The 10,251-nt window shown below is 70.6% G+C and carries 9 protein-coding genes and 2 pseudogenes; 2 read left to right on the top strand and 9 right to left on the bottom strand.

Annotation, left to right across the window (positions count from 1 at the left end; all coding sequences use genetic code 11):
* Window positions 1-949 (bottom strand): acyl-CoA dehydrogenase (locus tag A5622_RS01715; RefSeq protein ID WP_066876275.1); only part of this gene is annotated, 949 nt, incomplete at its 3' end.
* 176 nt (window positions 950-1,125) lie between these two features.
* On the opposite strand from A5622_RS01715, the gene A5622_RS01720 reads away from it, so the two are divergent.
* Window positions 1,126-2,235 carry an LLM class flavin-dependent oxidoreductase gene (locus A5622_RS01720; protein WP_066876277.1) on the top strand — a complete coding sequence of 370 codons (1,110 nt, stop codon included), beginning with the start codon at window positions 1,126-1,128 and terminating at the stop codon, window positions 2,233-2,235.
* A 5-nt stretch (window positions 2,236-2,240) separates the two neighbouring features.
* On the opposite strand, the gene A5622_RS01725 is transcribed toward A5622_RS01720, so the two are convergent.
* From A5622_RS01725 to A5622_RS01750, 6 genes and pseudogenes are all read right to left on the bottom strand, one after another.
* Window positions 2,241-2,672, bottom strand: a complete 432-nt coding sequence (locus tag A5622_RS01725; protein WP_066876278.1) for an A24 family peptidase — start codon at window positions 2,670-2,672, stop codon at window positions 2,241-2,243.
* A 10-nt stretch (window positions 2,673-2,682) separates the two neighbouring features.
* A complete protein-coding gene (locus A5622_RS01730) occupies window positions 2,683-3,522 on the bottom strand; it encodes a shikimate dehydrogenase (protein ID WP_066876280.1) in 840 nt (279 codons plus the stop codon).
* On the bottom strand, window positions 3,497-4,744 hold the full coding sequence (gene mltG, locus A5622_RS01735) for an endolytic transglycosylase MltG (protein ID WP_066876282.1): 1,248 nt from the start codon (window positions 4,742-4,744) through the stop codon (window positions 3,497-3,499). The genes A5622_RS01730 and mltG overlap by 26 nt, the downstream gene beginning before the upstream one ends.
* Window positions 4,737-5,241: pseudogene (ruvX, locus tag A5622_RS01740) on the bottom strand (Holliday junction resolvase RuvX). The gene mltG and the pseudogene ruvX overlap by 8 nt, the downstream one beginning before the upstream one ends.
* The gene (alaS, locus tag A5622_RS01745; RefSeq protein ID WP_066876284.1) at window positions 5,242-7,944 is read right to left on the bottom strand and encodes an alanine--tRNA ligase; all 2,703 of its coding nucleotides are present in this window, start codon (window positions 7,942-7,944) and stop codon (window positions 5,242-5,244) included.
* 129 nt (window positions 7,945-8,073) lie between these two features.
* The gene (locus tag A5622_RS01750) at window positions 8,074-8,463 is read right to left on the bottom strand and encodes a secondary thiamine-phosphate synthase enzyme YjbQ (protein WP_197497906.1); all 390 of its coding nucleotides are present in this window, start codon (window positions 8,461-8,463) and stop codon (window positions 8,074-8,076) included.
* Between the two features lie 165 nt (window positions 8,464-8,628).
* Here A5622_RS01750 and A5622_RS01755 point away from each other — a divergent pair, with 165 nt between their 5' ends.
* Complete coding sequence (locus A5622_RS01755) at window positions 8,629-9,252, top strand: hypothetical protein (protein WP_066876286.1); 624 nt, start codon at window positions 8,629-8,631, stop codon at window positions 9,250-9,252.
* 19 nt (window positions 9,253-9,271) lie between these two features.
* On the opposite strand, the gene A5622_RS01760 is transcribed toward A5622_RS01755, so the two are convergent.
* Together A5622_RS01760 and A5622_RS01765 are read right to left on the bottom strand one after the other, a co-directional pair.
* Window positions 9,272-9,607, bottom strand: coding sequence for a hypothetical protein (locus A5622_RS01760; RefSeq protein WP_066863527.1), 336 nt, complete (start codon window positions 9,605-9,607; stop codon window positions 9,272-9,274).
* Window positions 9,604-10,251: pseudogene (locus tag A5622_RS01765) on the bottom strand (replication-associated recombination protein A); the annotation flags it as partial. The pseudogene A5622_RS01765 and the gene A5622_RS01760, both read right to left, overlap by 4 nt.

Below are 10,251 nucleotides of genomic sequence, written 5' to 3' on the forward strand. Positions count from 1 at the left end.
ACCTGGTTTCCAGCTCGGGATCGATCCCGGTGTTGCGCGCCGCCTGCAACGCGGGAGCGAGTTCGGCCGCGGCGCTGTGCACCAGCGCCTGGGCGGCGTATGCCACCGCGTCGATCTCGCCGACGATCTGCAGCAGCTGCGGATCCGCGGTGGGCTCCTCGACGCTGGCGAAGGTGTAGGTGCGTCGCCGCCCCCGCACCAGCGCCGCGGCGTCGGCGGTCAGGGACCGCAGAATGCCCGCGGCTATCGCGTGCAGATACAGTTGCATCAGCGCGCCCCGGGAGCGATTCACCCCGATGGTGTCGGCCAGCGGGAACACCTCGTCGGGCGCGACAGCGACGTCGTGGAATACCGTTGTGCCGCTGCCTGTTTGACGCTGGCCAATGCCGTCCCAGTCGTCGAGGTGCTCGACGCCGGCCCGGTCCACCGGGATCACCACGGCGGTCGGGATGCCGTCGTCGTCCTGGGCGGTGATGCGCAGATAGTCGGAGAACTGCGCGCCGGTGCTGTAGAACTTCCGGCCCCGCAGCCGCAGCCCGTCCGCGCCGCCGACCAGCCGGGTGTCACGGTCGTTGCCGCCCACTGGCTTCTGGCTCTTCTCGGCGTTGGCACCACCGATCAACCCGCCCTCGGCGACCACCGCGATCCACCGGTCGCTGCCCGGCCGCCGCGGTGTGACCTGTAGCTCCTCGACCAACGCGTAGTGGATCCGCAGGATGTGCGCCAGATCCGGATCGGCGGCGCCGAGCGCGATGAGGTGGTCGAAGAATTCGGCCACCGAGTAGCCGGCGCCGCCGTGTTCGCGGGCCAATCGCACCGCGCCCCACCGCTGTTCCCGGACGAGCTTGAGGCCACGCAGCGGCGGCTCGGTTCCGCCGTTGGCCAGGCGCAGGCGGTAATCGGCCGCGATTTCGGCGAGCACGCCGTCGCTCTGGGGTCCAACGGGCATGCGGGTCAAGGCCTTCCTGGATGAATCGATGTCGCGTGTACGACAGCCAGCCCGAAAGGCTGTCAGGAGCCGACGCCGCGGGCAACGGTTTCCTGCGTGCTGAATTTTTTCGGCGGCCGGTGGACTTTCATCCGCGGTGATTCCTGACCTGACCACGCGTTAAGCGCCGACGGCAGATGCGGCCGCGCGGTCATGTGCCAGCATGTTGTCTGGTGGGTCAATTTCTCTGGTACATACCGAATACCGTCGAGCCGGGCCATCGAGGCGACGACACCGTCGACGGCTGGGGAAGCCTGGACTATTCGGTCGACCTGGCGCTGCGCGCCGAGCAACACGGCTGGGAAGGCGCGCTGATCGGCACCGGCTGGGGCCGGCCGGACACGTTCACGGTGGCGACGGCGATCGCCGCGCGCACCACCAACTTCGCGCCACTGGTGGCGGTCCGCCCGGGCTATTGGCACCCGGCGCATTTCGCCAGTGCGGCGGCAACGCTGGATCGGCTCAACAACGGCCGGCTGCTGGTCAACGTCGTCAGCGGGGCCGATGACCTGGCCGCCTACGGCGACCCGGAGGTCGACAAGGCGCGCCGCTACGACCGCACCCGCGAATTCATCCGCCTGGTCCGCCGGTTGTGGAGCGAGGACGACGTCACCTTCCGCGGCGAGTTCTACCGTGTCGAACACTCGACGCTGCAGCCGCGCCCGACCGGTGCGGACGAAGGCCGGCACCCCAAGCTCTACTTCGGTGGGGCGTCGGAGGCCGCCGAGCAGGTCGCCGCGACCGATGCCGATGTCCAACTGTTCTGGGGCGAGCCGCTGGACGGCATCGCCGAACGCATCGACAGGCTGAAGTCGTTGTCCGACAAGCTCGGTCGCGAGCACGCGCCGCTGGAGTTCGGCCTGCGTGTCACCACCCTGGTGCGCGACACGTCCGAGGAGGCCTGGCGCGACGCCGAGGCGAAGGTCGCCAAGCTGGCCGGCACGCCCACGATGATGCTGCTGCACGACCCGGCGGGGTCCGCGGGCCAGCGGCGGCTGACCGATCTCGCCGGGCGGGGAGAAGTGCTGGATTCTTGCCTGTATACGGCGCCGAGCAAATACGGCGGCGAGGGCGCCGGGACGACGTGGCTGGTCGGGTCGGCCGTCGAGGTCGCCGCCGCGCTGCGCAAATACGCCGACCTAGGGGTCACCCACTTCGTGCTGTCGGACACCCCGTACAAGTCGGAGACGGTCCGGCTCGGCGAACAATTGTTGCCGCTGCTGCGGCCCACCACCGTCCCGAACTGACGGCCTCAGAGCAGCGCCAGCCCGACGCCCGCCGCGCTGGCCAGACACATCGACGGCCCGTGCGGCACCGTGGCCGTGCCATCGCCCGGAAGCCGGGCCGCCATCCCCAACGCCGCGGTCAGCAGCGGCGCCCCCAGCGCCGCCAGGAACCATGCGCCCACGCCGAAGCACCCGGTCAACGCGCCCAGGCCGAGGGCCAGCTTGACGTCGCCGGCGCCCATGGCGCCCCGCGACCCGCAGTGCACGGCGAGGTAGATCGCGGTCAGCGCGACGGTTCCGGCCGCCGCCGGCGCGCCGCGGCCGGCCAGGGCGGCGGCCGCCAGAATCGTCGCGGCCCCGGTCAGCGTCAGCGCGTTGGGCAGCCGGCGCTCCCGGATGTCATAGCCGCTCAACGCCGCCAGCCAGGCCAGCACCAGACACGCCGCCGCAATTCGCATGCGCGGCAGGCTAATCCGGTGCGGCCACCGCGCAAGTCATGGCCTCGCGCGGCGCGGGCCGCCCGGTGAACTGTTCCACCTGCGCGAAGGCCTGGTGCAGCAGCATCTGCAGACCACTGATCACCCGGCCACCGGCGGCGCTCACCGCGGCGGCCAGCGGCGTGGGCCACGGGTCATAGACGGCGTCGAGCAGCACGCCGATGCGTCCGAAGGTGCCGGCATAGCGCGCGGCCACGTCCGCCGGGATGGTGCTGACCAGCACCTCGGCGCCCGCCACCTCGTCGGCCAGCCCCCCGCCGTCCAGGTCGCAGAACCGGGTCGGCACACCCAGTTCGCCGCCCAGCTCGACCAGCCGGGCCGCCTTGCCGGGGTTGCGGGCCACCACGGTGACGCCGGCGACGCCCAGTTGGGCCAGGCCGGCGACGGCCGCCGGAGCCGTGCCGCCCGATCCACAGACCAGCGCCCATCCAGAGGCCCCACCTGTTGACGCCAACGCCCCACTGACGCCGTCGATGTCGGTGTTGTCGGCCCGCCAGCCAGTCGGCGTGCGGACCAGGGTGTTGGCCGAGCCCACCCGCCGCGCCCGGTCGGTCCGCTCGTCGGCGAAGCGCAGGGCGGCGAACTTGCCGGGCATGGTCACCGACAGCCCGACCCATTCCGGCCCGAGGCCGCCCACCACGCCGGGCAGCTGCTCGGCGTCGCACTCGATGCGCTCGTAGGTCCAGTCATCCAGGCCCAGCGCGCGGTAGGCCGCCAGGTGCAACTGCGGGGATTTCGAGTGGGCGATCGGCTTGCCGAGCACGGCCGCCTTGCGCGGCGCCGGGCTAGCGGGGGGTGCTGTCGAGGACACCGTTGTGCTTAGCCAGCTCGATGTTGGCCAGGTGTTGTTGATAGTCGCGGGTGAACAGCGTCGTGCCCTGCGCGTCGATGGTGACGAAGTACAGCCAGTCACCGGGCTGCGGGTGCTCGGCGGCGTTGAGCGCGTCGGTGCCGGGCGAACAGATTGCGGTGGCCGGCAGGCCCTGCGACACATAGGTGTTCCACGGCGTCTTCTGGGCCCGGTCGGCGTCGCTGGTGGCCACCTCGCGGCGGTCCAGCGGGTAGTTGACCGACGAGTCGAACTCGAGCGTGTGGTGGGCGTGCAGCCGGTTGTAGATGACCTGCGCCACCTTGGCGAAGTCCTGGGAGTTGGACTCCTGCTGCACCAGCGACGCCACCACCAGGATGTCGTAGGGCGACAGGCCCATGGCCTGGGCGGTGTCCACCAGCCCGGACTTGACGTACTCCTCGGCGCCGGCGCCGATCAGGGTGGCCAGGATGGCCTCGGGCGACGCGGACGGATCGATGTTGAAGGTGCCCGGCCCGATCAGCCCCTCGATGCGGCGGTGGTCCTTGCCGAGTTCACCGACGGGTTCGGTGGCCCAGGCCGGCACCGCCAACGCCAAGGGAGAACTGTTGGTGGCGGCGGCCCGCAGGCCCTCCACCGGGACGCAGCGGGTGTCCCCGTCCAGGTCGACGCAGGTGGCGCGCGAGATCAGCGTCAGGATTCCCGGCGTCACCACGTTGGTCTTCATGTCGGTGGTGTCGTCGAGCTGACGGCCCTCGGGGATGACCAGCCGGCCCACCCGGCTCTTCGGGTCGGTCAGCCGCGCGACGGCGTTGGCGGCCGGGATCTCGGTGCGCAGCCGGTAGAAACCCGGCTGGATCGCGTTGATGGCGCTGTTGCCGTGCGCGGCGTTGACGAACGCCCGCACCGTCTTGATGACCTGCTGTTTTTGCAGCGTCTCACCGATGTTGGTGGTCGAGTCACCGGCCTGGACCTGAATCACCAGGTCCCGCTTGCCGCTGCCGGTGTAGTCGTCGCCGGGCCCGAACAACGTGTGCCACAGCTTGCCGCCCGCGAAGACGCCGGCGAGCACCACCACGACGAAGATCGCCAGCGCGACCTTGCCGGCGAAGCGCCGCCGCCGGCGGCCCCGCTCGGCCTTTCGGGCGACCCGGCTCGACCTGCGCCCCGACGGCGGGCCCACCGCCTCGGGCTCGGCCCGTTCCCGCCGTGCGCTGTCAACCATCGCTGAGCTCCCCCGCCACCGCCGCGCGGCGCTGATCCAGCCAACTCTGCAGGATCGCCACCGCCGCGGCCTGATCGATCACCGCACGCTGTTCTTTGGCCCGCATCCCGGCCGCGCGCAGCGAGCGCTGGGCGGCCACGGTGGTCAGCCGCTCGTCGGCCAATCGCACCGGCACCGGGGCGATGCGCCGGGCCAACGCGTCGGCCACCTCGATCGCGTCGAGGGCCCGGGCCGGTGCGATCGGCCAGCGTGCGCGGCAATCCGACCACCACCTCGACGGCTTCGTATTCGGCGACCAGCGCGGCCAGCCGCCGCAGGTGCTTGCCGTTGCGGTCGCGGCGCACGGTCTCCACCGGGGTGGCCAGGATGGCGTCGGGGTCGCTGCAGGCCACGCCGATGCGCACGCTGCCCACGTCGATGCCGAGCCGTCGTCCCCGGCCGGGGTCCTGGTGAGGATCGCCGGGCCGGTCAGGCGAGCGGTGCTGTGTCAAGACCACTCAATCGACCCGCGCTATCACGGCGATCTCGGACCGTACCGCGTCGAGCGCTGCGTCGATGCCCGCCGGATCCTTGCCGGATCCCTGCGCCAGGTCCGCCTTGCCACCGCCGCGGCCGTCGACGGTCGCCGCGAGCTGCTTGACCAGGTCGTTGGCGCGAAGCCCCAGGTCCTGGGCGGCCGGATTGGCGGCGACGGCGTAGGGCACCGACCCGCCCTCGCCCTCGGCGATCAGCGCGACCACCGCGGGATCGCTGCCCAGCTTGCCGCGGATGTCGCCGACCAGGGAGCGCAGATCGCCCGCCGTCATCCCGCCGGACATCCGTTGCGCCACCACCCGGACGTTACCGATGCGCTCCGCGCCCGCCGCGGCGTTGGTCGCGGCGGCCCGGGCGCCGGCCAGCCGGGCGCGTTCGAGTTCCTTTTCCGCCGCCTTGAGGCGCTCCACCAGGTTGGCCACCCGGGCGGGCACCTCGTCGGAGGGCACCTTCAGCGTCGACGCCAGCCCCGCCATCAACGCGCGTTCCTTGGCCAGGTGCCGGAACGACTCCAGCCCGACGTAGGCCTCCACCCGGCGCACCCCGGAACCGACCGAGGATTCGCCCAGGATGGTCACCGGCCCGATCTGCGCCGAGTTGTGCACGTGGGTTCCACCGCAGAGCTCCAGCGAGAAGGGGCCGCCGATCTCCACCACCCGCACCTCGTCGGGGTAGGCCTCGCCGAACATGGCCATCGCGCCCATCGCCTTGGCCTTCTCCAGCCGCTCGGTGAAGGTGTGCACCTCGAAGTCGGCCTGCACGGCCTGGTTGGTCACCTCTTCGACCTGGGTGCGCTGCTCTTCGGACAGCGGCCCCTGCCAGTTGAAGTCGAACCGCAAATAGCCCGGCCGGTTGAGCGAGCCGGCCTGAACGGCGTTGGGGCCCAGCACCTGTCGCAGTGCCGCGTGCACCATGTGGGTGCCGGAGTGGCCCTGGGTGGCGCCGCGGCGCCACTGCGGGTCGACCGCCGCGACGACGGTGTCGCCCTCGACGAACTCGCCGGACTCGACGTTGACCCGGTGCACCCACAGGGTTTTGGCGATCTTCTGCACATCGGTGACCGCGGCGCGGGCGGTCTCGCCGGCGCCCGTTCCGCTGATGGTGCCCTCGTCGGCGATCTGGCCGCCGGCCTCGGCGTACAGCGGCGTGCGATCCAGCACCAGTTCGACGCGGTCGGCCCCCTCGGTGCCGTGGGTGACCACCGGAACCCGCTTGCCGTCCACGAAGATGCCCAAAATCCTTGCCTCGGAAGTCAATTCGTCGAAGCCGGTGAACTCGGTCGGCCCGGCGTCGACCAGCTCGCGGTAGGCGGTCAGGTCGGCGTGGGCGTGTTTGCGCGCGGCGGCGTCGGCCTTGGCGCGCCGGCGCTGCTCGGCCATCAGTTCCCGGAAGCCGACCTCGTCCACGTGCAGGCCGGCCTCCGACGCCATCTCCAGCGTGAGCTCGATCGGGAATCCGTAGGTGTCGTGCAAGGTGAAGGCGTCCGCGCCCGAAATCGACTTCGCGCCAGAGGATTTGGTGGTGCCGGCCACCTCGTCGAATAGCTTCGAGCCCGCCGCCAGCGTGCGGTTGAACGCGGTCTCCTCGGCGACGGCGATGCGCCGGATCCGGTCGAAGTCGGCGACCAGCTCGGGGTACGACGGCCCCATCGCGTCGCGCACCGTGGCCATCAGGTCGCCGACGATGGGCCCCTCGATGTCGAGCAGCCTGGCCGAGCGGATCACCCGGCGCAGCAGCCGGCGCAGCACGTAGCCGCGGCCGTCGTTGCCCGGCGTGACGCCGTCGCCGATCAGGATGGCGGCGGTGCGGCTGTGGTCGGCGATCACCCGGTAGCGCACGTCGTCGTCGTGGTTGCCCACGTCATACCCGCGGGGCGCCCGGGCGGCGGCGGTGTCGATGACCGGGCGCAGCAGGTCGGTCTCGTAGACGTTGTGCACGCCCTGCAGGATGAACGCGACCCGCTCCACGCCCATGCCGGTGTCAATGTTCTTGCGCGGCAACGGCCCCAGGATCTCGAAGTCGGCCTTGCCGGTGCCCTCGCCGCGCTCGTTCTGCATGAACACGAGATTCCAGATCTCGATGTAGCGGTCCTCGTTGGCGATCGGGCCGCCCTCGATGCCGAACTCCGGCCCGCGGTCGTAGTAGATCTCCGAGGACGGGCCGCACGGGCCGGGGATGCCCATCGACCAGTAGTTGTCTTCCATGCCGCGGCGCTGGATGCGATCGGAGGGCAGGCCGGCGATCTCCTGCCACAGCTGCACGGCCTCGTCGTCGTCGAAAAAGACCGTCGTCCAGATGCGTTCGGGATCCAGGCCGTAGCCGCCCTGCTCGACGCTGTTGGTCAGCAGGGTCCAGGCCAGCTCGATGGCGCGGCGCTTGAAGTAGTCGCCGAACGAGAAGTTGCCCGCCATCTGAAAGAACGTGTTGTGTCGGGTGGTGATGCCGACCTCGTCGATATCGGGCGTGCGGATGCACTTTTGGATGCTGGTGGCGGTCGAGTACTCGGGAGTGCGCGCGCCCAGGAAGTAGGGCACGAACTGCACCATGCCCGCGTTGACGAACAGCAGGTTGGGGTCGTCGAGGATCACCGATGCGCTCGGCACCTCGGTGTGGCCCGCCTTCACGAAATGATCAAGAAACCGCTTCCTGATCTCGTGTGTCTGCACTTTCCAGCCCGCTTCTTTCCGTTACTTCGACGTCTGGCTCCCAGCCTATTCGCCGGGTGTGAGAAGCCCATCTAACGACGCATTTCGACCGCTCACAGTACCTGCCCCGGCGCGCCGGGCGTCCGGCCGCTAACCCTCCAGAAAGCTCAGCCGGACCGAGCGTTGGGGGTTGTCCCGGTTCAGGTCGACCAGGACGATGCTTTGCCACGTGCCCAGCATCGGCTCCCCGCCCGAGACCGGCACCGTCACCGACGGCGCGACGAGCGCCGGCATCACATGGTCGGCGCCGTGGCCCGGGGAGCCGTGCGAGTGCCGGTACCGGTCGTCGCGCGGCAGCAGCCGTTCCAGCGTGTCGACCAGGTCGTCGTCGGAACCGGCACCCGTCTCGATGATGGCCACCCCCGCCGTGGCGTGCGGGACGAACACGTTGCACAGGCCGTCCCCGCGCGACCAGCAGAACCCGCGCACCGCTTCGGTGAGATCGACGATGCGGCGGCGCGAGGTGTCCACGTCCAACACATCGGTATGCACCCGGACAAGCCTACGGCCCGACCGTCGCGACCAGCCAATCGTTTGTGAGCGCGGCCACAGTTGGGCATTGCGGCACGCAACCGGCAGGAGGAAGGTAACTGGTGGGACCGGTGGCGCCACCGGGGTGCCGCCCCGAGACAGAAGGGGTCGACCGTGTACGCACGTTCCACCACCATCCAGGCGCAACCCCTGTCGGTCGACATCGGAATTGCGCACGTTCGCGACGTCGTCATGCCCGCCCTCACCGAGATCGACGGGTGCGTGGGGCTGTCGCTGTTGGTCGACCGGCAATCCGGCACCTGCATCGCGACCAGCTCGTGGGAGACCATCGAGGCGATGCGCGGCAGCGCCGAGCGGGTCGCGCCCATCCGTGACCGGGCCGCGCTGATGTTCGACGGCAGCGCGCGGATCGAGGAATGGGACATCGCCCTGCTGCACCGCGACCACCCGTCCCGACAGGGTGCGTGCGTGCGCGCCACCTGGCTCAAGGTGGTGCCGGATCAGCTCACCCGGTCGCTGGACTTCTACCGGTCCTCGGTGCTGCCCGAGCTGGAGGACCTCGACGGGTTCTGCAGCGCCAGCCTGCTCGTCGACCACCCCGCGTGCCGCCGGGCGGTCACCTGCTCCACGTTCGACTCGATGGAGGCGATGGCCCGCAACCGCGACCGGGCCAGCGAACTGCGCAGCAGGCGGGTGCGCGAGCTGGGCGCCGAGGTGATCGACGTGGCCGAGTTCGAGCTGGCCATCGCCCACCTGCGGGTGCCCGAGCTGGTCTAGCCGGGCAATCAGGCTGGGCCTAGGGCAAGGCGTCGCCGGGGAACCCGCGGCAGGCGTGCACCTCGTAGGTGAAGACGCCCGCGGCGACCCCGGGGTCCTCGCTCATGATCCCGGTGGTCTCGTCGACCGTCGCCGCGAAGACTCCGACGCCGCAGACGTCGGACTCGTCGCTGACCGGCAGGACCACCGCGAGCACCCCGTCGTCGCGCAGCCCGAAATTGCGCCGGCCGTGCTCCCAGATCACGCCGACCGACGACTCGTCGCCGAACCTGGGGCCGCGCTTGAGGATGACGACACTGTAGGGCTTGGCGGTGGGCAGCAGCCGGCCCATCTCCTCGTCGGTGAAGACCTTCATGACCGTCCCCTCTTGTTGCGGATGATCGCGCGCAATCGGTCCAGCCGGCCGGCCATTTCGCGTTCACCGCCGCGGCCGGTGGGCCGGTAGTAGTCGACACCGACCAGCTCGTCGGGTGGATACTGTTGCGCGACAACGCCATCCGGGTGATCATGCGAGTACTTGTAGCCCTGCGCGTTGCCCAGCCCGGCGGCGCCCGAATAGTGCCCGTCGCGCAGGTGCGGCGGAACCAGTCCGGCCTTGCCGGCCCTGATGTCGCTCATCGCCGCACCCAGCGCCGTGGTGACCGCGTTCGACTTCGGCGCGGTGGCCAGATAGACCGTGCAGTGCGCCAGGGTGAGCTGCGCCTCGGGCATCCCGATCAGCGCGACGGTCTGCGCGGCCGCGACCGCCACCTGCAGCGCGGTCGAGTCGGCCATGCCGATGTCCTCGCTGGCCAGGATCATCAGCCGGCGCGCGACGAACCGCGGGTCTTCCCCGGCGACCAGCATGCGGGCCAGATAGTGCAGCGCGGCGTCGACGTCGGAGCCGCGGATCGACTTGATGAAGGCGCTGATGACGTCGTAGTGCTGGTCGCCGTCCCGGTCGTAGCGCACCGCGGCCTCGTCCAGGGACTGCTCGACGGCGGCGACGGTCAACTCGCC

The organism is Mycobacterium sp. 1245801.1, from assembly GCF_001673055.1.
Taxonomy (GTDB): domain Bacteria; phylum Actinomycetota; class Actinomycetes; order Mycobacteriales; family Mycobacteriaceae; genus Mycobacterium; species Mycobacterium europaeum_A.

Bases quoted from the DNA above. Each gene is read 5' to 3' on its own strand.
- A5622_RS01725 (WP_066876278.1), bottom strand. From the start codon at position 2,672: ATGCGAATTGCGGCGGCGTGTCTGGTGCTGGCCTGGCTGGCGGCGTTG.
- mltG (WP_066876282.1), bottom strand. From the start codon at position 4,744: ATGGTTGACAGCGCACGGCGGGAACGGGCCGAGCCCGAGGCGGTGGGC.
- A5622_RS01720 (WP_066876277.1), top strand. From the start codon at position 1,126: ATGCGGCCGCGCGGTCATGTGCCAGCATGTTGTCTGGTGGGTCAATTT.
- A5622_RS01760 (WP_066863527.1), bottom strand. From the start codon at position 9,607: ATGAAGGTCTTCACCGACGAGGAGATGGGCCGGCTGCTGCCCACCGCC.